Here is a 19,835-nt window from a genome sequence, read left to right as displayed (position 1 = left end):
CTTCAGTCCAGCGGGCATTGGGCGACGTCCTGATCCGCCTGACGTTTGCGGCGCGCAAATCCGATGCGGCGCTGCACAAAACGAATGCACATTCCGAGATTGGCGAAGGGCTGCGCAATTCTGTTGACAAGCGTTCAAGTCTCTTGAATTCTCCCACTGCCGACGATGGCATGGCCCCCCTGGATCGGGCCCTCGATCATGGAGAATCGGAAAATGCGCCTTTCCCATTTCCTCGCCGGCACCGCCGTCGCCCTGACGGTTCTGGCCGGCAACGCCTCGGCGGCGCTCGCCGACACCTACGCCCTGGTGACGATCAACCAGCAGGCCCTGTTCTTCAACCAGATCAACGACGGCGCGAAGGCCGCGGCCAAGGCCGCCGGCGCCGAACTCGTGATCTTCGACGCCAACAACGTGCCGGCCGCGCAGAACACGGCGATCGAGAACTATATCACGCAGAAGGTCGACGGCATCATACTGATCGCCATCGACGTGAACGGCGTGAAGCCCGCCATTTCCGAGGCCAAGAAGGCCGGCATCCCGGTGATCGCGATCGACGCGCAGATCCCGAACGGCGACAATGTCGCCTTCGTCGGCGTCGACAACATGAAGGCGGGCGAGGAGATCGGCAAGTTCTACGCCGACTACGTCAAGTCGCAGATGAAGGGCGAGGCGACGGTCGGCGTCGTCGGCGCGCTGAACTCCTTCATCCAGAACCAGCGCCTCGACGGCTTCAAGAAGGCCGTCGGCGACAGCGGCGCGAAGGTCGAGTTCCTCGATACGGTCGACGGCCAGAACGTGCAGGACGTGGCGCTCGGCGCCGCCGAGAACCTGATGACCGCCAACCCCACGATGACGACGCTCTACGCGACCGGCGAGCCGGCGCTGATCGGCTCGGTCTCGGCGGTCGAGAGCCAGGGCCGCCAGAGCGACGTGAAGGTCTTCGGCTGGGATCTCACCGCACAGGCCGTCAAGGGCATCGATGAGGGCTGGGTCGCCGCCGTCGTCCAGCAGGACCCCGCCGGCGAAGGCAAGGCCGCCGTCGAGGCGCTGGCCAAGCTGAAGAAGGGCGAGAGCGTCGAGCCGATCATTAACATCCCGGTGACAATCGTGACCAAGGCGAACGTCGACCAGTTCCGGGGCATGTTCAAGTAAGGCTGCCGCCGCGAAAGCGGCCCGATGGACGGGCTCCGGCCCGTCCGCTTCCCGTGTTCCTCCAGACGGAGCGGCGTCATGCCAGCCACCCCCGACCGTGTCCGGATGACCGGCATCTCCAAGCGCTACGGTCCGATCCAGACGCTCAGCGACGTATCGCTGCATCTGGCGCCGGGCGAGGTGCTCGGACTTGTCGGCGACAACGGGGCCGGCAAGTCGACCCTCTCCAAGGTCCTGTCCGGCGCGGTTGTGCCCGACAGCGGCACGATCGAGATCGACGGGCAGGCGGTCGCCTTCGCCTCGCCGGCGGACGCACGCGCCGCAAGGGTCGAAATGGTCTACCAGGACCTCTCGCTCTGCGACACGGTCGATGTCGCCGGCAACATCTTCCTCGGCCGCGAGCCGCGGCGGCGGCTGGCGGGCCTCAACCTCCTCGACAAGCGGCGGATGCACGACGAGGCGAGGGCCATGCTGGAGACGCTCGGGATCGTCATCGCCGACACGCGCCTCATGGTCGAGAACCTGTCGGGCGGGCAGCGCCAGTCGATCGCGATCGGCCGTGCCGCCTCGTTCGAGCCGAAGGTCCTCATCATGGACGAGCCGACGGCCGCGCTCGCCGTCGCCGAGGTGGAGGCCGTGCTCGAGCTCATCCGCACGGTCTCGGCGCGCGGCGTCTCGGTGATCCTGATCACCCACCGGCTGCAGGACCTCTTCCTCGTCTGCGACCGCATCCAGGTCATGTACGAGGGCCGCAACGTCGCCGAGCGGCGCATCGCGGACACCAATATCGAGGAGGTCGTGAACCTCATCGTCGGGCGCAAGTTCCAGGCGCGCTCGGCGCGCGGCGAAGACGGGCAAGGAGCACGGGCATGAGTTCCGGGATCGCGGGCGGCAGCGCCCATCTCCATGCGGCGGCACCCCCGCGGGTGCGCAAGGCCACCTTTCGCGACCGCTTCATCGCCAACGGCGCGGTGGGCTCGATCGCGATCTTCTTCATCCTGGTCTGCCTCCTGTTCAGCCTGACCACCGGCGCCTTCCTGTCCGCGCCCAATCTCCTGAACATCGTCCGCCAGTCCGCGCCGCTCCTCATCGTCGCGGCGTCGATGACCTTCGTCATCACAACCGGCGGCATCGACCTCTCGGTCGGCTCCGTGCTGGCCCTCGTCTGCGCCCTCTCGGCCGCGCTCCTCCAGTGGGGCCTGCCCTGGCCGCTGACGATCCTCGCCATGCTGGTGCTCGGCGCCCTGATCGGCGCGCTGCAGGGCTTCTTCATCGCCTACGAGGGAATTCCCGCCTTCATCGTGACGCTCGCCGGCCTCTCGGTAATCCGTGGCGTCGCGCTCCTGATCACCGGCGGCTACTCGATCCCGATCGAGCCCGACAGCATGTTCGTGACGCTCGGCCGCGGCTGGTTCCTCGGCGTGCCCATCCCGGCCTGGATCGCGCTCGCCGTGCTGCTGGCGGCCTATCTCGCCTTCAACGGCACGCGTTTCGGCCGCTACGTCACGGGCATCGGCGCCAACAAGGAGGCGGTGCGGCGCGCGGGCGTCGACGTCCGGCGCACGCTCCTCAGCGTCTACATGCTCTCGTCGACGGCAGCCGCGCTCGCCGGCGTCGTCCTCGCCGGGCGGCTCGGCTCCGGCTCGTCGAACTCCGGCCAGGGGTTCGAGCTCGACGTCATCGCGGCCGTGGTGCTCGGCGGAACGTCGCTCTTCGGCGGACGCGGGACGATGGTCGGCACCGTGCTCGGCGCGCTGACGGTCGCCGTCATCGCCAACGGCCTGATCCTCGCCCACATGTCGCCGTTCCTGACGCCGATCATCACCGGCTGCATTATCCTCGTCGCGATCTGGCTGAACTTCCGCCTGTTCCGCGGCGCCTCGCGCGGGCGCTGATCCGATGGCGCTCGACTTCCGGGATCCGGCAGGCCGGCGCGGGGTGCCATCGGGCATCGGCGTGCACTCCGGCCATGTGATGACGGTGGACGGACCGTCCCCCGTGTCCGACATGGGCGTGACGCTGATGCATGAGCACGTCTTCCTCGAAGGCGCCAAGTCCTGGCGCTGTCCGTGCCACCCGCCCGATCCGGTGCGACACGAAGGCCCCGTGCGCATCGAGATCATCGGCGAGCTGCGCATGAACCCCTACATGAACCGCGACAACGTCTCGCTCGACGACGGCGACCTCGCGCTATCGGAACTGAGGATGTTCCAGGCGCTCGGCGGCCACACGGTGGTGGACCCGACGAACTTCGGCATCGGGCGGGACCCGGAAGGGCTGCGGCGCATCCAGCGCATGAGCGGACTGAAGATCGTGATGGGCTCGGGCTTCTACCTCGAGTTCAGCCATCCCGACTGGCTGAAGGGCATGGACGTCGACGAGGTCGCCGAACTGATCGTGCGCGACGTCGGCGGCACCGAGGACCGGCCCGAGATCATGGCCGGCATCATCGGCGAGGTCGGCGTGTCCAAGGACTTCACGCCCGAGGAGCGCAAGTCGCTGCGCGGCGCGGCGCGGGCCTCGGCGCGTACCGGCGTGCCGCTCTCGATCCATCTGCCGGGCTGGGAGCGTCTGGCGCACGAGGTGCTGGACGTCGTGGAAGGCGAGGGCGCCGATCTTCGGCACACCGTCCTCTGCCACATGAACCCGAGCCACGACGACATCCCCTACCAGACGAGCCTGGCGCGGCGCGGCGCGTTTCTGGAATACGACATGATCGGCATGGACTACTACTATGCCGACCAGGACGCCCAGTGCCCCTCCGACGAGGAGAACGCGCGCGCGATCCGCACCTTGGTGGACGAGGGTTTCGCCGACCGCATCCTCCTCAGCCAGGACGTCTTCCTGAAGATGATGCTTACCCGCTACGGCGGCTTCGGCTACGCCCACGTGCTGCGCCATTTCGTGCCGCGCCTGAAGCGCCATGGCGTGCCGGGAGCGGTGATCGACGCCATCATGACCGACAATCCGCGCGCCGTCTTCGCGGCCGCCTGATCCTTTTCCCTTCGCTCAAGGAAATTCGATATGACCCGCAAGAAGGTGCTCCTCGCCGGCGAAAGCTGGGTGTCGACCGCGACCCACATCAAGGGCTTCGATCAGTTCCCGACCGTGACCTACCACCAGGGCGCCGACGAGCTTCTGGCCGCGCTGAAGGACAGCGCCTACGACATCACCTTCATGCCCGCCCATGCGGCGCAGAAGGACTTCCCGCAGACTATGGAGGCCCTGCGCGAGTACGATGCGGTGATCCTCTCCGACATCGGCGCCAACACGCTGCTGCTGCATCCCGACACCTGGATCCACTCCAAGACGACGCCGAACCGCCTGAAGCTCCTGCGCGACTACGTCGATGGGGGCGGCGCTCTCCTGATGTTCGGCGGCTACTATTCCTTCCAGGGCATCAACGGCGGCGCGCGCTACGCCCGGACGCCGGTCGAGGACGTCCTGCCCGTCACGTGCCTGCGCTTCGACGACCGCGTCGAGGTGCCCGAGGGCTTCTCGCCCGTGGTCACCGGCGAGGCCTCGCATCCGATCCTGAACGGTCTCGGCACCGAATGGCCGGTGCTCCTCGGCTACAATGAGGTGGAATTGAAACCCGGCGCCGAGGTGCTGGCAACGGTCTCGGCCGACTACGGCTCGCAGCCGCTCCTCGTCACCGGCACGTATGGGCAAGGCCGCTCGGTGGTCTGGACCTCGGACGTCGGCCCGCACTGGCTGCCGGGCGAGTTCATCCGTTGGGACGGCTATGCCAAGCTGTTCTCCGCCATGCTCGACTGGGCGACCGCGAAGTAGGGAGCGCGGCCGCATGCCCGTGCATGTCGTCGGCAACGTCTGTCTCGACACGACATTCCGCCTCGCCCGCTTTCCGGAGCCCGGCGAGACGCTGAATGCGATCGATTGCAGCGTCGCGCTCGGCGGCAAGGGCGCCAACCAGGCGCTCGCCGCGTGGCGTGCGGACGCCGAGGTCCACCTCTGGTCGGCCATCGGCTCGGATGCGGAGGCGACGCTCGTCCGCCGGGGGCTCGTCGAGGCCGGCCTGTCGGATCACGGCCTCACGGTGCTGCCGCTGCCGACCGACCGCTCCGCCATTCTCGTGGACGCGGGGGGCGAGAACCAGATCGTGAGCGCCGTCGCCTGCGCGCGGGCCTTCGACCCAGCGGCGAGCGGCTGGCTGGCCGCGGCACGGCCGGGCGACGCGCTCGTCCTGCAGGGCAACCTCACCCCGGCTGCGACGCGCGCCGCGCTCGAGGCGGGGCGCGCGCTCGGCCTCCTGACGGTGCTGAACGCCAGTCCGCTAGGCGAGCGCGCCGACGGACTTCCCGGCGCGCCGGCCGTCACCGTGGTCAACCGCGGCGAGGGCGAGGCCCTCACCGGGCAGCGCGATCCCGGCCGGATCGCGGAACGCCTCGCGCGCACGAGCGGCGGCGCCGCGGTGGTCACGCTCGGCGCCGACGGGTATGTCGCACTGCGGGACCACGCCGCGGCGCCCCGATTCCATCCGGCCGTTCCCGCAAAGGCCCTCGACACCAGCGGTGCGGGCGACGTCTTCTGCGGCACGCTGGCCGCCCGGCTGTTGCTCGGCGACGCGTTCGAACCGGCCCTTCACCTCGCGGCCCGGGCGGCGGCGGTGGCCGTCACGCGGGCCGGCACCTTCGGCTGCGGCCCCAGCCGCGACGAGTTTCACGCATGGCATACGAGAGAGAGCGCATGAGCACCCCATCCAAGCCCATCGGACAGGCATCCGGCGATGCGCTCCACGACATCTTCGGCAGCCGCCGCGCCATTATCGGCGTCGTGCACCTCGCACCGCTGCCCGGAAGCCCGCGCCATGACGGCGAGGCGGTCGAGACGATCTACCAGCGCGGGCTCGACGACGCGCGCGCCTATCTGGAGGGCGGCTGCAACGGGGTGATCGTCGAGAACCATGGCGACGTACCCTTTTCCAAGCCCGATGCGATCGGCCCCGAGACCGCCGCGCACATGTCGGTGGTCGCCGACCGCATCCGGCGCGAACTCGGCCGCCCGATCGGCATCAACGTCCTCGCCAATGCCGCGATCCCCGCGCTCGCCATCGCCAGCGCCGCCGGCGCCGCCTTCGTGCGCGTCAACCAGTGGGCCAATGCCTATGTCGCCAACGAAGGCTTCGTGGAAGGCGAGGCGGCGCGCGCCATGCGCTACCGCGCGCGGCTTCGGGCCAAGGGCATCCGCATCTTCGCCGACGCGCATGTGAAGCACGGCGCGCACGCCATCGTCGCCGATCGGCCGGTCGAGGAACAGGTCAAGGACCTCGTCTTCTTCGACGCCGACGTCGTGATCGCAACCGGCCAGCGCACCGGACATGTGGCAGAGCTGTCCTACATCCGGATGATCAAGGAGGCGGCGAACCTGCCGACGCTGGTCGGCAGCGGCGTGACGCCCGAGAACGTCGGCGACATCCTCTCGGTCGCCGACGGGGTGATCGTCGCGAGCTCGCTGAAATACGACGGCGTCTGGTGGAACCAAGTCGATCCGGGCCGCGTGAAGGCGTTCACGGCTAGGCTCGGTCGATGATCGGGCGACCCGCGATCCGGTCCGAGCGTCTTCTGGAGCGTCTCGATCGTTTCGCGGCGATCGGCGCGACGGCAAGGGGCGGGGTCAACCGCCAGGCCCTTACCGAAGGCGACCGGCAGGCCCGCGCCCTCCTGACCGAGCTTGCCGGGGCGCGCGGCTTCCATGTCCGGCAGGATGAAGCGGCCAACCTCTTCCTGCGCCGCGACGGCACCGATACCGCCTTGTCGCCGCTGCTCCTCGGCAGCCATCTCGATACGCAGCCGACCGGCGGGCGCTTCGACGGGGCGCTCGGCGTTCTGGCCGCTTTCGAAGTGCTGGAGGCGCTGGAGGACGCGAGCGTCGTGTGCGAACGGGCGCAGGAGGTCGTCGTCTGGACCAACGAGGAGGGCAGCCGTTTCGCGCCCGGCGCCATGGGGTCGCAGGCCTTTGCCGGCGGCTCGCTTCCGGCGGCATGGCGCGATGCGCGCTCGCCCGACGGCGCACGCCTCGGTGACGAACTTGCGGCGACAGTCGCAGCCCTTCCGGTGCCGATCGTCCCGCTCGGGTTTCCGATCGCCGCCTATCTCGAACTCCATATCGAGCAGGGGCCGGTCCTCGAGCGCGAGGACATTCCCGTCGGCGTCGTCACCGGCATTCAGGGGACGCTCTGGCTGGATGTCGAGATCGAGGGGCAGGCGGCTCATGCGGGGACGACCCCTCTCGAGTTCCGCCGCGACCCGATGCGCACGGCGGCCGCCGCCATGGCGGCGTTCTATCGGACCATCATGCCGTCGGATCCCGAGGCGCGCTTCACCATCGGCCGCATCGCGTCCGAGCCCGGCTCGGTCAACGCGGTTCCCGAGCGCGTGCGCTTGACGATCGACCTGCGCCACCCCGATGCGGCCGTCCTCGCCTCACTCGCCGGACGGATCGAAGACGTGCTGCGGGACGTCGCCAAGGAGGGCGGCTGCCAGCTCTCGATCCGCCGCCTCGTCGATATGCCGCCGACCGCCTTTCCCGAACTGATGCTGGAGCGGGTCGAGGCGAGCGCTCGGCGCGCCGGCCTCCGATCCCGCCGGATCGTCTCCGGCGCGTTCCATGATGCGCTTTACCTCGCGCGGTGCGCGCCCGTCGCGATGATCTTCTGCCCGTGCCGAGACGGGATCAGCCACAACGAAGCGGAATATGTGGAGCCCCGTCACGTGCTCGCGGGCGCAACCGTTCTCTTGGAGACGGCGCTATCGCTGATCGGCGGCGTCGATTTGGCGATCGACGAGCCGCCTGTGGTCCGCGCTCTCTAAGGCTTTCCGCTCGGCGCCTCCCTGCTGTCCGAGACGGGTCACTCAGGATTGCGCGATGGGGCTCGACGCGGTGGCCCCGGCTCGTGCATCCTGCATTTCGGAACCGCCGGGAGAGCCATCGAGATTGATGGGGCGGATCTATGCGGGGCGCGAAGCCGCGTTGCGGGCCGCATGGGCGTCGGGCCCTGTTCATGGGCGTTTGCCCGCCGCGACGGTGCGATGCAAGGCGGGGAGGCAACGCCGATTTGACGACGATAAGGAGAGTTTCCGACGGCGGCCGCCTCGATCTCGGCCGCTACAGCCATATCGTCGTCGGCGCGGGCTCGGCCGGTTGCGTCCTTGCCAACCGGCTGAGCGCCGATCCGAAGAACACGGTGCTCCTGCTCGAAGCCGGCGGCTCCGATCGATACCACTGGATCCACATTCCGGTCGGCTACCTCTACTGCATGGGCAACCCGCGGACCGACTGGGGCTACTCGACCGAAGCCGAGGCCGGGCTGAACGGGCGCAGGCTCGCCTATCCCCGCGGCAAGGTCATGGGCGGCTGCTCCTCGATCAACGGCATGATCTACATGCGCGGGCAGGCGGCCGACTACGACGGCTGGCGCCAACTCGGCAATGTCGGCTGGGGGTGGGACGACGTCCTGCCGCTGTTTCGCCGCTCCGAAAACCATCATGCGATGGACGAACCATTCCACGGCCAGAGCGGCGAGTTGCGGGTCGAGAAGCAGCGCCTGTCCTGGCCGATCCTCGACGCGATCCGGGAGGCTGCCGAGGAGCTCGGCGTGCCGCAGATCGACGACTTCAACGCCGGTGACAATCTCGGCTCGTCCTATTTCGAGGTGACGCAGAAGTCCGGCCTGCGCTTCAACGCCGTGCGGGCCTTTCTCGGACCGATCCGGCATCGCGGGAACCTGCGCATCCTGACCAAGGCCCAGGCCGAGCGCATCCGCATCGAGAACGGGCGAGCGGTCGGCCTCGACTTGCGTCTCGACGGCCGGCCCGCCACGGCGCACGGCGACGTCGTCTTGTCCGCCGGCGCGATCGGCACGCCGCAGCTTCTGCAACTGTCCGGCATTGGTCCGGGCGACCTTCTCCGGCGATACGGTATCGACGTCGTGCTCGACCGGCCGGGCGTCGGCGCCAACCTGCAGGACCATCTCCAGATCCGCACCGCCTTCCGCATCGAGGGAGCGCGAACCTTGAACGAATGGCAGGCGACGCTCCTCGGCAAGGCGCAGATCGGCCTGCAATATGCACTGAAGCGCTCGGGGCCGATGGCGATGGCGCCGAGCCAGCTCGGCATCTTCATGAAATCGGATCCGCGGTTCGAGACCGCCAATATCGAGTTCCACGTCCAGCCACTGTCGCTCGACCGCTTCGGAGAGCCGCTGCATTCCTTCCCCGCGATCACGGTCTCGGTCTGCAACCTGCGTCCGGAATCTCGCGGTCATGTCCGGATCGCAAGCGCCGATCCCTTCGCCGCGCCCGCGATCCAGCCGAACTACCTGTCGACCGAGGGCGACCGGGAGGTCGCCGCCGCTTCGATCCGGGCCGCACGCCGGCTGATGGCGACGAGGCGTCTCGAACGCTACCGGCCGGAAGAGTTCAAGCCGGGCGCCCACCTGCAGAGCGACGCGGAACTGGCGGAAGCGGCCGGCGACATCGCCACGACGATCTTCCATCCCGTCGGTACCGCACGCATGGGCGTCGATCCCGATGCCGTGGTCGACCCGCAACTGCGCCTGCGCGGCCTCGAAGGCCTGCGGGTCGCGGATTGCTCGATCATGCCGACGATCGTTTCCGGCAATACCCACGCTCCGGCCGTGATGATCGCGGAGAAGGCCGCCGAGATGATGCGCGCGGACACCTGAAAGTCGGGCCACGGCTCGCGACGAGCCTGTCATTCCCGCCGCCCGGCGAAATGCCGTGCGAGCTAGTTGCGAAGCCCCGGCGCTTCCTGGCCGGTGCGCTCGACATATTCGCTGTAGCCGCCGCCGTAGAGATGCGGGCCTTCCGGCGTCAGTTCCAGCACGCGGTTCGACAGCGCCGCCAGGAAGTGGCGGTCGTGGCTGACGAAGAGCATCGCGCCCTCGAAGCGGGAGAGCGCCTCGACCAGCATCTGCTTGGTGGCGATGTCGAGATGGTTGGTCGGCTCGTCGAGGACGAGGAAGTTCGGCGGGTCGAACAGCATGCGCGCCATCACGAGACGCGCCTTCTCGCCGCCCGACAGAACCCGGCACTTCTTCTCGACCTCGTCGCCGGAAAAGCCGAAGCAGCCGGCGAGCGCGCGCAGGGGAGCCTGTCCCGCCTGCGGGAAACTGTCCTCCAGGGACTGGAGCACCGTCCGCTCGCCGTCGAGGACTTCCATCGAATGCTGGGCGAAATAGCCCATCTTGACGCTCGGACCCCGGGTCACCGTGCCGGAGTCCGGTTCCGACGTGCCGGCGATCAGCTTGAGCAGCGTCGACTTGCCCGCGCCGTTCACGCCCATGACGCACCAGCGCTCGCGCCGGCGCACCTGGAAGTCGAGCGCGTCGTAGATCGTGCGCGTGCCATAGCGCTTGGAGACTGCCTTGACCGTCGCGACATCCTCGCCCGAGCGCGGCGCCGGCAGGAATTCGAAGCGCACCGTCTGCTGGCGCTTCGGGGGCTCGACGCGGTCGATCTTGTCGAGCTTCTTCACCCGGCTCTGCACCTGCGCGGCATGGCTGGCGCGCGCCTTGAAGCGCTCGATGAAGGCGATCTCCTTCGCCAGCATCGCCTGCTGGCGCTCGAACTGCGCCTGCTGCTGCACCTCGGCGATGGCGCGCTGCTGACGATAGAACTCGTAGTCGCCGGAATAGGAGGTCAGCGCGCCGCCGTCGATCTCGATGATCTTGTTGACGATGCGGTTCATGAACTCGCGGTCGTGCGAGGTCATCAGGACGGCGCCGTCGAACCCCTTGAGGAAGCTTTCGAGCCAGATCAGGCTCTCGATGTCGAGATGGTTCGACGGCTCGTCGAGGAGCATGATATCGGGGCGCATGAGGAGGATCTTGGCGAGCGCGACGCGCATCTTCCAGCCGCCCGAGAGCTTGGCGACATCCCCGTCCATCATCGACTGGGTGAAGCCGAGACCGTCGAGCACCTCGCGGGCGCGGCCGTCGAGGGCATAACCGTCGAGTTCGTCGTAGCTGCCCTGCACCTCGCCGTAGCGGGCGATGATCTGGTCCATCTCGTCGGCACGGTCGGGGTCTGCCATGGCGGCTTCGAGTTCGGCCATCTCGGCAGCCAGAGCGCTGACGGGACCGACGCCGTCCATCACCTCGACCACCGCGCTGCGGCCCGCCATGTCGCCGACGTCCTGGCTGAAATAGCCGATCGTCACGCCGCGATCGACCGAGACCTGGCCTTCGTCGGGCAGTTCCGAACCCGTGATCATGCGGAACAGGGTCGTCTTGCCCGCACCGTTCGGGCCGACGAGACCGATCTTCTCGCCGCGCTGGAGCGCGGCCGACGCCTCAATGAAGATGATCTGCTTGCCGTTCTGCTTGCCGATGCTCTCAAGGCGGATCATGCGAAAATTCCAGGTCGGCAGGGGAAGGTGCTGCCTCAAACCATCCCGTTTGCCGCAGCGCAAGCGCGGAGTGCGCCGCGTCGAGAAATTGCCCATAGGCGAGCCCCCTTGCGCAGCTCTAGATCGTTACGTAATAACATTACAAACTGAGGCGATTTCGAGCCTCGCTGCATGGAGACGACGATGCTGCGCCAACTTGCCTGCGCCACAGGCCTCATACTGGTTCCGTGGTCGGGCGCCATGGCGGAAGACGCCGCACGGGAACGTAAGGCGACGACGCTTTACCGCGTGTTCGTGGGCGACCACGACGCTCCCAAGGTCACGGCCTTCGACCTTGGCGATCCAGCCAAGCGCTGGTCGTTCGAGACGACCGGTCAAGCTAGACTCTACGGCGTCGACAACGGCTCGGCGGTCGTTGTCGTCCAGTCCGAAGACGACAGGGTCGACATCATCCGCAGCGGCATTTCCCTTCACTCCCATGGCGACCACTCGGACATATCGATCGCCGAGCCGGCCGCCGTGCGCGAGGCGCTCACCGGACCCCGCCCGTTCCACCTGATCGACCACGGCGGCAAGGTCGTCATCAACTTCGATCGAGGGGGCTATGCCGAGGTTCTCGACGCGCATGCGCTCGGAGAGGGCAGGTTGGAGGCGACCCGGCTTGCGCAGGGACTTGCTCACCACGGCTATGCCGCGCCGATCGGAAAGGCCTGGGTGACGACGGTCGCGTCCGACGCATCCGTCGAGGGCAGTGCTGCTCCTAAGCGCCTCGGCCTTCGGCAGGTCGAAGCGGACGGGATGCCCGTCGGCGAGATGCAGCCCTGCACCGGGATCCACGGCGAGGCCTTCTCCGGCGCCTATCTCGCGACGGGCTGCGACGAAGGCATCCTGACGGTGACGGCCGGGAAGGAGGGCCCCGAGTTCCGGATGCTGCCTTACCCCGCCGATCTTCCGGCCGGCGAGAGCACGGGAACGCTGCTCGGCTCGAAGAGCCTGCAGGTCTTCCTCGGCAACTTTGGCGCCAAGGGCCTCCTCGTGGTCGATCCTGCGGGCGAGCCGCATATCCAGCATATCGAACTTCCGTTCCGGCGTATCGACTTCGCGCTCGACCCCGCCAACGCCCGCTTCGGCTACGTGCTGACCGAGGACGGCACCCTGCACCGGATCGATGTCCTCGATGGCAAGATCGCGCAAAGTGCCCGGGTCACCGAGCCCTATTCGATGGACGGCCACTGGAACGATCAGCGTCCCCGACTCGCGATGGCCGGCGACGAGGTCGTCATGAGCGACCCGAAGGCCGGGCTGGTCCGCCGCATCGCCAAGGACACGCTGGAAGAGGCTGGTACGGTTCCCGTCGAGGGGGTGCCCTACAATATCGCCGTCGTTGGCGGCAGCGGGGTCGTCCACGAGGGCGACGGCCACGACCATGCGGGCCACGCCCATTCCCACGGCGACCCGAAGATCTATGCCGGCTACTTCGAGGACAGCCAGATCCAGGACCGGCCGCTGTCGGACTATGCCGGCGACTGGCAGTCGGTCTACCCATACCTCCAGGACGGCACGCTCGATCCCGTCTGGCAGCACAAGGCGGAGAAGGGCCCGATGGATGCGGCTGGGTACAAGGCCGAGTATGAAACCGGCTACCGGACGGACGTCGAACGGATCACGATCGAGGGCGATGTCGTGACCTTCTATAGGGACGGCAAGCCGATGAAGGGGACATACGCGTCCGACGGCCGTGAGACCCTGACCTACAAGAAGGGCAACCGCGGCGTCCGCTTCATCTTCCGGAAGATGGACGGCGACGCCGATGCCCCGCAGTTCATCCAGTTCAGCGACCATGGGATCGCACCGGCGAAGGCCGACCACTATCACCTCTACTGGGGCAACGATCGCGCCGCCCTGCTCGAGGAGGTCACGAACTGGCCGACCTATTATCCATCGACGCTGACGCCGACGCAGATCGTCAGCGAGATGATGGCGCACTGACGCGCTTCGCCGAGCGACGGGCCCAGGGAAAGATGCAGAAGGCGGGCGCATGGCCCGCCTTTCGCGTTTTCTGCGGCAGGCGCGGGACAATCCACAGCCCGCCCGTTGGCTTTTCGGCGCCACGCGCTCTACGACTGGGACGGACGTTTCGGGGAGCGTGGGTCGCAATCGTCGGGGGAAGGGGATGGCCGAGAAGGAGTTAGATCGACCGGTTCCTGCGCCCGCAGTGCCGGCGACCCGCATCCAGACGATGACGCGTGCCCTGATCCTCGACGCCGCGCTGGACATCTTCTCCCGCCACGGTCTGCGCGGATCGACGGTGGACGAGATCGCAGCCCGCGCCGGCATGTCCAAGGCGAACCTTCTCTACTACTACCGCCGCAAGCAGGATCTCTACGAGGCCGTCCTCGAGCGCACGCTGGCCGACTGGCTGCAGCCGCTGGAGGAACTGACGGTCGAGGGTGATCCGGCGGAGGAGCTTCGCCGCTACATCACGGCGAAGCTCGCGCTGTCGGCCGAGCGGCCGGAAGCCTCCCGGCTCTTCGCCAACGAAATCATCGCCGGCGCGCCGGTCATGATGCCCAGCCTCGAGACGACGCTGCGCGATCTCGTGTCGAAGAAGACGGCCGTCATCCGGGCGTGGATCGCGCAAGGACGGCTGGCTCCGGTCGATCCCGTCCACCTGATCTTCGCGATCTGGGCGACGACGCAGCACTACGCCGACTTCGACGCGCAGATCCGCGCCATCCTCGGTCCCAAGGCGGAGAGCCCCGATTTCCGCTCGTCGGTCACCCAGTCCGTCCTCGCGATCATCCTCGACGGCGTACGGCCTCGCTGAGAGGGAGCGCCTCACCTGCGAAAGCCTTCAGCCAATCCGGCCGAGATCACAGGCGGTGATAGGTCCGATCGAAATAAATGAGCGCGCCGCCGTCCTCGCGCGAGCGGATCGAGACGACCCGGCAGAAGAGGACATCATGCGTTCCCGCCTCCGTGACCGTCTCGATCTCGCAGCCGATCGAGACCAAAGCGCCCTCAAGTTCGGGCGTGCCTGAAGCGTTCGAACGCCACGATGCGGCAGCAAAGCGCTCGTCGGCCGGCGTCCGGCCGCCGAACACGCGGCTGACCTCCGCCTGCTCGTCGCCGAGGACGTTGACGCAGACCCGGCCGTTCCACCGCACCGGCTGATAGGCGGAGGACGCCCGGTTGATGCAGACGAGAAGCGTCGGCGGGTCGTCGGTGACACTGCAAACCGCGGTCGCCGCGAAGCCGGTGCGCCCGCCGGGCCCGTCGGTCGTCACAATGGTCACGGCCGCCCCGAGCCGTGCCATCGCGTCGCGGAATGCGGAGCGGTCGACAGGTTCGGCGTCGTTCGGGAGAACAGGCGATGCTGCGGCGGCACTCATGGCGATCGTGTCCCTTCCAGCGACGCAAAGAACGAGACGACGGCCGCATCGAACCAGGCGGCCTCGGTGATGTTGACCGCATGGGCGCCGTGGTCCGCCAGGGCGAGCCGCGCCCCTCCGATCCGTTCCGCGAGATTTACGGAGCGCGTATAGGTGACGAGGAGATCGTCCTTTGCGGCCACCACCAGCGTCGGCACCGCGACCTCGCCGAGCCGGGCTTCCATGTCGAAGGCGCGCAGGGCCTTGATGCGGGACAGGACGGTCTCGCGTCCCTGGAAATGGGCGATCCCGTGCGCGACTTCGGCTTCAAGACGCGCAGCGTTCTCGGCCATCCAGGCAGCGGGGTAGAGGAACAGCGGCTGGGCGTTGACGAAGGCCTCGACCCCCGCCCTTTCCAGAAGCGTGATCCGCGTATCGAAGCAACGGCCGGAATGGGGATCGGCGCGACCCCAGGCGTTGACAAGGACGAGGCTCCGGATCGGCGAGGCAGGCCGCAGGGCGAGATCGAGGCCGATCAGGCCGCCCAGCGCGTGACCCATGAAGTGGAAGTGCTCGGCGCCGATCGCCTCGGCCATCTCGAGGACGTCGTCGGCCATGGCGGCGATCATGTCCTGCCCCGCACCACCGCTGCGGTTCGTGCCGCGATGATCGTAGGTGACGACGCGAAAATGCGGCGCCAGCGCCTCGATCTGCGGGGCCCAGTAGCCGCCGGAGCCCCCGAGGCCGGACGAAAGGATGAGCGTCGGCGCGCCGCCGTCGGCGCGCCCAAAGACGTCGTGATGCAGCGTCATGGGCGGCCGATATGCGCGACGGTGGCGATCTCCACCAGTGCATCGGGCTTCACGAGGCCGCAGAGAATGCAGTAGCGCGCCGGCTTGTCGCCCGGAAAATACTCGGCATAGACCGCGTTGACCGCGGCGTAGTTCGCCCAGTCGGTGATGAAGATGTGGTTCATGGTCACGTCCTCCATCGTGCCGCCGGCGGTCGTGATGACGGACTTGATGGTTTCGAGGACATGGCGCGTCTGGGCCCCGGCGTCGCCGACATGCACGACGTCGTTGTTGGCGTCGAAGGGGAGCGTTCCCGAGACGTAGACGATCCCGTCGGCCAATGTGCCGGGCGAGAACGGGGCGATCGGCTTCGACGTGCCCTCGGGGACGACGATGGATTTCGGCATGCCGGCTCCTGGATCAGATCGAGGGGGAGGGGGCGGCTTGCGAGACGGCGCCGCAGAAGTCGGCGACCGTCGAGACCCAGCCGAAGAAGGTCTCGACATTGTAGGCCGCCGCCTCCTGAATGAAGGCGGGACCGAGCTGATGCGTGGCGTCCTCCAGCATCACCGCGAAATATTCGAGGTGGAAGGCGTCGCGCAGCGTGCTCTCCACGCAGACATTGGTGGCGATGCCGACGAAGACGAGATTGCGGATGCCGCGCGCACGCAAGGTGCTGTCGAGGGTCGAGTTGAAGAAGCCACTGTAGCGCGTCTTCGGCACCAGAAGGTCGCCTGGGCGCGGCTGGAGCGCGTCGACGATCGCGTAGTCCCAGGTGCCCTTGGCCAGCAGCGTGCCGGCAAGTTCCGGCCGGCGGCGCATGGTTTTCAAAGCGTTCGACTTGTGCCAGTTCGGCGAGCCGGGACCGCCGGCGTCCAGGTAGTCCTTGTCCCAGCCGTTCTGAAGATAGACCACGAGGACGCCGGCGTCGCGCGCCGCCGAGAGCGCCCTGCCGATCGCTCCGATCGTGCCGGCGGCGCCGGAGATGTCAAAGCCGGCGAGGTCCACGTAGCCGCCGGGCGTCGCATAGGCGTTCTGCATGTCGACCACGACGACTGCGGTCTCGTGGAGCTTCAGCGACAGCGGCTCCGGGCGGGCGGGCAGGGTGACGCTCTCGCGCGTCTGCGGCCGGGGCACGTGTCCGGCAGCGGGAAGCGCGCTCATTCGGCGGCCTCACGCTGGAAGGCGACGTGGCGACGGGACGTCATCTGCGGCTGGATGCGGGTGCCGAAGGCCTCCACGCCTTCCACGAAGTCGTCGAAGGTGAGGAGCACGCCGCCGGTGCCCGGTACGGTCGCGACCTCGTCGAGGAGCCGCGCCACCGTCTCGTAGGAGCCGACGAGCGTTCCCATGTTGATGTTTACGGCCGAGACCGGATCGGCCATCTGCCGGACATTGGTGTCGGCGCCGGACTTCGTGTCGGCCGCGCCCTGGACGCCCAGCCAGGCGATCGCCTCCGCGTCGGCGCCCGCCTTGTAGTGCTCCCACTTGGCGCGGGCCTCCTCGTCGGTCTCGTCGGCGATGATCATGAACAGGACGAAGGTCGAGACGTCGCGGCCCGTCTCGTCGGTCGCCGCCTTCAGCCGGGCGGTGTTGCCGGCGAAGGCCTTCGGCGTGTTGACGCCGACGCCGAAGCAGAAATTGTAGTCCGCGTGGCGGGCCGAGAAGGCCATGCCGGCGTTGGACGAGCCGGCGCAGATGATCTTCACCGGCGTCTGGGGCTGCGGCGACAGGCGGCAGTCGTCCATCTGGAAGAACTCGCCCTTGAGGTCCGACCGGCCGGTCTCCCAGAGCTCGCGCAGGATGGTCGCGTATTCCGCGAGATAGTCGTAGCGGCGGGCGAAATACTCGTCGCCGGGCCACAGGCCCATCTGCGAATATTCCGGCCGCTGCCAGCCGGTCACGAGGTTCAGCCCGAAGCGGCCGTCCGAGATCGAGTCGATCGTCGACGCCATGCGGGCGACGATGGCCGGCGGCATCACGAGCGTCGCGGCGGTCGCGAAGAGGCGGATGCGGGTCGTCACGGCGGCAAGGCCCGCCATCAGCGTGAAGCTTTCGAGATTGTGGTCCCAGAACTCGGACTTGCCGCCGAAGCCGCGCAGCTTGATCATCGACAGCGCGAAGTCGAAGCCATGGCGCTCCGCGCTCTGCACGACCGCCTTGTTCAGGGCGAAGCTCGGCTTGTATTGCGGCGCGTTTTCCGAGATCAGCCAGCCGTTGTTCCCGATCGGGATGAAGACACCGATTTCCATCCGTCCTCTTGCTCCAGCAATGCGGCATCAGCACCGCACCGAATGCACAGCAAGACGCGTGCCAGAGACATTTTCATAATTGATTGCAATGGCTTGTAAGGAAAGGCGATAGCCAGGTGTCCGAGGGTGGCCGGGAAAACTGACCAAATGGACAAATTCGAGAGGGAGATGCCGAAAACCGCGGCAACCCATGGTTACTGCGTTGGCAACGGGTTCCGAGGATGTCTTCGTCGATCCGCGCGCCCGCCGTCGGAGCCGCTTCTTCGCAACTGCCGCCTGACCCATCCTTCAGCAGCAGCCGGAGGGCTCCGGACCAAGGTCAGGCATCTCGCGACTGCGCTTCCAGCGCCTTGACCGCGCAGACCACACCGTCGAACACGGGCACGCCGAACCGGGCGGCGAACGTCTCGGCGAGATCGGCCATGCCGGCGCAGCCGAGGACGACGGCACCGGGCTGGTCCTCGCCGAGCGCCGCCGCGATCTCGGCCGCCACCGTCTCGCGTGCGGCGCTGCCGGGCTCTTCCAGAGCCAGCACCGGCACCTCGGAGGCGCGCACCCGCCGGCAGAGGCTGCCGAGCCCATAGGCCCGCACGTTCTCCTCGATCACCGGAATCGAGACCGACAGCGTCGTCACCACGCTGAACGCGCGATTCCCGTCGGCGGCGGCCCGCATGGCGGCCTCGCCGATCCCGATGACCGGCTTGCCCGTGAGCGTTCTCGCCGTCTCCAATCCCGTGTCGTCGAAGCAGGCGATCACGAAGGCATCGGCGTCCGCGTCCCGCTCCGCGATCAACGCGAGGAGGCCGGGCTCGGCCGCCTCGCCATCAGCCGGTCCTTGGATCGACGCCGGACCGGCATGGTTGGTGGCGGAGAGGATGAACGTGCCGGGCGAGGCCGCGGCCCGGGCCGCCGCCCCGATCTTGTGCGTCATCGAGACGGTGGCGTTGGGATTGATGAAAAGGATGCGCATGGCGGCTTTCAGAGCGTACCCTTGCCGGCGTCGGAGGCGCCGCGCATGCGACGCGCACGAAGGAACAAGCCGGTGCCGAGCGTGAGGGCAATGACGAGGAAGGACACTGCCGTCGTCAGCGTGCCGAGCGCGTAGATCGCCGGGGTGGTGACCGTCGTCGTCAGGCCTTGGAGTTCCAGTGGCAGCGTATTCGGGCCGCCGATCGCCTGGGAGGTACGGGCGATCTCGTCCCACGACAGGGTGAAGCCGAAGAGCGCCACGCCGACGAGATAGGGTGCGATGATCGGCAGGACGACATGGCGGAAGGTCTGCCATGGCGTTGCGCCGAGATCGCGGGCGGCTTCCTCGTAGGCGGGGTCGAAGCGGTTGAAGACGGCGAACATCACGAGCATGCCGAAGGGCAGGGTCCAGGTGAGGTGAGCGCCGAGCGCCGAGGTGAAGAGGCCCATCGCCGACTGGTAGCCATCGCCGCCGAGGCCGTAGGCTTTCACGACGTCGTCGAAGATGCGAAACTCCAGCGCGATGCCGAGCGAGACCGCGATCGACGGCAGGATGAGGCTTGCGATCGCCGTGTAGAACAGGAGCGTCGAGCCTCGGAACCGCCGCCGGAAGGCGAGGCCCGCCAGCACCGAGATGACGACCGTCAGGACGGTCACCACGAGGCCCAGCCGGAACGAGCGTCCGAACGCGGCCCAGACGTCGACGACGCCGAGCCCCTGCCACAGCACGCCGAACCAGTGGGTCGAGAACCCGTTCATCGGGAACGTCAACCCGCCCTGCGGCCCCTGGAAGGAGAGGACGAGGACGGTCAGCGTCGGCCCGTAGAGGAACAGGACGAAGAGTGAGAAGAAGATCGCGAGCGGCCAGAAGGCGCGGGAGCGTTTTTCCGACACGTCAGAGTGTCCTTCGA

The 19,835-nt window shown here is 67.9% G+C and carries 19 protein-coding genes; 11 read left to right on the top strand and 8 right to left on the bottom strand.

Going from position 1 to position 19,835, the window contains the following annotated elements; genetic code table 11:
- Nucleotides 1–213: 213 nt before the first annotated feature.
- The 9 genes from BM175_RS02930 (at nucleotide 214) to BM175_RS02890 (ending at nucleotide 9,856) form a co-directional block, all read left to right on the top strand.
- On the top strand, nucleotides 214–1,152 hold the full coding sequence (locus tag BM175_RS02930) for an ABC transporter substrate-binding protein (protein ID WP_090958917.1): 939 nt from the start codon (nucleotides 214–216) through the stop codon (nucleotides 1,150–1,152).
- A gap of 78 nt (nucleotides 1,153–1,230) precedes the next feature.
- Nucleotides 1,231–2,025, top strand: a complete 795-nt coding sequence (locus BM175_RS02925) for an ATP-binding cassette domain-containing protein (RefSeq protein WP_090958914.1) — start codon at nucleotides 1,231–1,233, stop codon at nucleotides 2,023–2,025.
- Nucleotides 2,022–3,047 (top strand): ABC transporter permease, encoded by a 1,026-nt coding sequence (locus BM175_RS02920; RefSeq protein ID WP_210283932.1) that lies wholly within the window; start codon nucleotides 2,022–2,024, stop codon nucleotides 3,045–3,047. Before BM175_RS02925 ends, BM175_RS02920 begins: the two co-directional genes overlap by 4 nt.
- A gap of 4 nt (nucleotides 3,048–3,051) precedes the next feature.
- The gene (locus tag BM175_RS02915; protein WP_090958911.1) at nucleotides 3,052–4,146 is read left to right on the top strand and encodes a phosphotriesterase family protein; all 1,095 of its coding nucleotides are present in this window, start codon (nucleotides 3,052–3,054) and stop codon (nucleotides 4,144–4,146) included.
- A 30-nt stretch (nucleotides 4,147–4,176) separates the two neighbouring features.
- Complete coding sequence (locus BM175_RS02910) at nucleotides 4,177–4,944, top strand: glutamine amidotransferase (RefSeq protein ID WP_090958908.1); 768 nt, start codon at nucleotides 4,177–4,179, stop codon at nucleotides 4,942–4,944.
- A 13-nt stretch (nucleotides 4,945–4,957) separates the two neighbouring features.
- A complete protein-coding gene (locus BM175_RS02905; RefSeq protein ID WP_175526734.1) occupies nucleotides 4,958–5,863 on the top strand; it encodes a PfkB family carbohydrate kinase in 906 nt (301 codons plus the stop codon).
- Entirely contained in the window at nucleotides 5,860–6,702 is an 843-nt protein-coding gene (locus BM175_RS02900) for a BtpA/SgcQ family protein (protein WP_090958904.1), read from the top strand. Before BM175_RS02905 ends, BM175_RS02900 begins: the two co-directional genes overlap by 4 nt.
- A complete protein-coding gene (locus BM175_RS02895) occupies nucleotides 6,699–7,982 on the top strand; it encodes a Zn-dependent hydrolase (protein WP_090958902.1) in 1,284 nt (427 codons plus the stop codon). Before BM175_RS02900 ends, BM175_RS02895 begins: the two co-directional genes overlap by 4 nt.
- Before the next feature lie 254 nt (nucleotides 7,983–8,236).
- Nucleotides 8,237–9,856, top strand: coding sequence for a GMC family oxidoreductase (locus BM175_RS02890; RefSeq protein WP_244545843.1), 1,620 nt, complete (start codon nucleotides 8,237–8,239; stop codon nucleotides 9,854–9,856).
- A 62-nt stretch (nucleotides 9,857–9,918) separates the two neighbouring features.
- On the opposite strand, the gene BM175_RS02885 is transcribed toward BM175_RS02890, so the two are convergent.
- Nucleotides 9,919–11,541, bottom strand: a complete 1,623-nt coding sequence (locus tag BM175_RS02885) for an ABC-F family ATP-binding cassette domain-containing protein (protein WP_090958899.1) — start codon at nucleotides 11,539–11,541, stop codon at nucleotides 9,919–9,921.
- Nucleotides 11,542–12,915: 1,374 nt separating this feature from the next.
- Here BM175_RS02885 and BM175_RS23310 point away from each other — a divergent pair.
- Both BM175_RS23310 and BM175_RS02875 read left to right on the top strand, forming a co-directional pair.
- Nucleotides 12,916–13,530 (top strand): ZinT family metal-binding protein, encoded by a 615-nt coding sequence (locus BM175_RS23310; protein WP_425285254.1) that lies wholly within the window; start codon nucleotides 12,916–12,918, stop codon nucleotides 13,528–13,530.
- Between the two features lie 184 nt (nucleotides 13,531–13,714).
- Nucleotides 13,715–14,368, top strand: a complete 654-nt coding sequence (locus BM175_RS02875) for a TetR family transcriptional regulator C-terminal domain-containing protein (protein ID WP_090958893.1) — start codon at nucleotides 13,715–13,717, stop codon at nucleotides 14,366–14,368.
- Nucleotides 14,369–14,414: 46 nt separating this feature from the next.
- On the opposite strand, the gene BM175_RS02870 is transcribed toward BM175_RS02875, so the two are convergent.
- From BM175_RS02870 to BM175_RS02840, 7 genes are all read right to left on the bottom strand, one after another.
- Nucleotides 14,415–14,933, bottom strand: coding sequence for a flavin reductase (locus BM175_RS02870; RefSeq protein ID WP_090958891.1), 519 nt, complete (start codon nucleotides 14,931–14,933; stop codon nucleotides 14,415–14,417).
- Entirely contained in the window at nucleotides 14,930–15,724 is a 795-nt protein-coding gene (gene rutD, locus BM175_RS02865; RefSeq protein ID WP_090958888.1) for a pyrimidine utilization protein D, read from the bottom strand. Before rutD ends, BM175_RS02870 begins: the two co-directional genes overlap by 4 nt.
- Nucleotides 15,721–16,110, bottom strand: coding sequence for a pyrimidine utilization protein C (rutC, locus tag BM175_RS02860; RefSeq protein ID WP_090958885.1), 390 nt, complete (start codon nucleotides 16,108–16,110; stop codon nucleotides 15,721–15,723). Before rutC ends, rutD begins: the two co-directional genes overlap by 4 nt.
- A 13-nt stretch (nucleotides 16,111–16,123) precedes the next feature.
- On the bottom strand, nucleotides 16,124–16,867 hold the full coding sequence (gene rutB / locus BM175_RS02855; protein ID WP_090958882.1) for a pyrimidine utilization protein B: 744 nt from the start codon (nucleotides 16,865–16,867) through the stop codon (nucleotides 16,124–16,126).
- Nucleotides 16,864–17,955 (bottom strand): pyrimidine utilization protein A, encoded by a 1,092-nt coding sequence (gene rutA / locus BM175_RS02850; protein ID WP_090958879.1) that lies wholly within the window; start codon nucleotides 17,953–17,955, stop codon nucleotides 16,864–16,866. The genes rutB and rutA overlap by 4 nt, the downstream gene beginning before the upstream one ends.
- A 319-nt stretch (nucleotides 17,956–18,274) precedes the next feature.
- The gene (locus tag BM175_RS02845) at nucleotides 18,275–18,925 is read right to left on the bottom strand and encodes an aspartate/glutamate racemase family protein (protein ID WP_090958876.1); all 651 of its coding nucleotides are present in this window, start codon (nucleotides 18,923–18,925) and stop codon (nucleotides 18,275–18,277) included.
- 8 nt (nucleotides 18,926–18,933) lie between these two features.
- Complete coding sequence (locus tag BM175_RS02840; RefSeq protein ID WP_090959181.1) at nucleotides 18,934–19,818, bottom strand: ABC transporter permease; 885 nt, start codon at nucleotides 19,816–19,818, stop codon at nucleotides 18,934–18,936.
- Nucleotides 19,819–19,835: the final 17 nt, after the last annotated feature.

It is taken from the genome of Aureimonas phyllosphaerae (assembly GCF_900113065.1).
GTDB classification, from domain to species: Bacteria; Pseudomonadota; Alphaproteobacteria; order Rhizobiales; family Rhizobiaceae; genus Aureimonas; species Aureimonas phyllosphaerae.
This window is presented reverse-complemented; position numbering and strand designations above follow the sequence as displayed.

Bases quoted from the DNA above. Each gene is read 5' to 3' on its own strand.
- BM175_RS02905 (WP_175526734.1), top strand. From the start codon at position 4,958: ATGCCCGTGCATGTCGTCGGCAACGTCTGTCTCGACACGACATTCCGC.
- BM175_RS02845 (WP_090958876.1), bottom strand. From the start codon at position 18,925: ATGCGCATCCTTTTCATCAATCCCAACGCCACCGTCTCGATGACGCAC.
- BM175_RS02875 (WP_090958893.1), top strand. From the start codon at position 13,715: ATGGCCGAGAAGGAGTTAGATCGACCGGTTCCTGCGCCCGCAGTGCCG.
- rutD (WP_090958888.1), bottom strand. From the start codon at position 15,724: ATGACGCTGCATCACGACGTCTTTGGGCGCGCCGACGGCGGCGCGCCG.
- BM175_RS02885 (WP_090958899.1), bottom strand. From the start codon at position 11,541: ATGATCCGCCTTGAGAGCATCGGCAAGCAGAACGGCAAGCAGATCATC.
- BM175_RS02870 (WP_090958891.1), bottom strand. From the start codon at position 14,933: ATGAGTGCCGCCGCAGCATCGCCTGTTCTCCCGAACGACGCCGAACCT.
- BM175_RS02910 (WP_090958908.1), top strand. From the start codon at position 4,177: ATGACCCGCAAGAAGGTGCTCCTCGCCGGCGAAAGCTGGGTGTCGACC.
- BM175_RS02920 (WP_210283932.1), top strand. From the start codon at position 2,022: ATGAGTTCCGGGATCGCGGGCGGCAGCGCCCATCTCCATGCGGCGGCA.
- rutB (WP_090958882.1), bottom strand. From the start codon at position 16,867: ATGAGCGCGCTTCCCGCTGCCGGACACGTGCCCCGGCCGCAGACGCGC.
- rutC (WP_090958885.1), bottom strand. From the start codon at position 16,110: ATGCCGAAATCCATCGTCGTCCCCGAGGGCACGTCGAAGCCGATCGCC.
- BM175_RS02895 (WP_090958902.1), top strand. From the start codon at position 6,699: ATGATCGGGCGACCCGCGATCCGGTCCGAGCGTCTTCTGGAGCGTCTC.
- BM175_RS02915 (WP_090958911.1), top strand. From the start codon at position 3,052: ATGGCGCTCGACTTCCGGGATCCGGCAGGCCGGCGCGGGGTGCCATCG.
- rutA (WP_090958879.1), bottom strand. From the start codon at position 17,955: ATGGAAATCGGTGTCTTCATCCCGATCGGGAACAACGGCTGGCTGATC.
- BM175_RS02925 (WP_090958914.1), top strand. From the start codon at position 1,231: ATGCCAGCCACCCCCGACCGTGTCCGGATGACCGGCATCTCCAAGCGC.
- BM175_RS02900 (WP_090958904.1), top strand. From the start codon at position 5,860: ATGAGCACCCCATCCAAGCCCATCGGACAGGCATCCGGCGATGCGCTC.
- BM175_RS02930 (WP_090958917.1), top strand. From the start codon at position 214: ATGCGCCTTTCCCATTTCCTCGCCGGCACCGCCGTCGCCCTGACGGTT.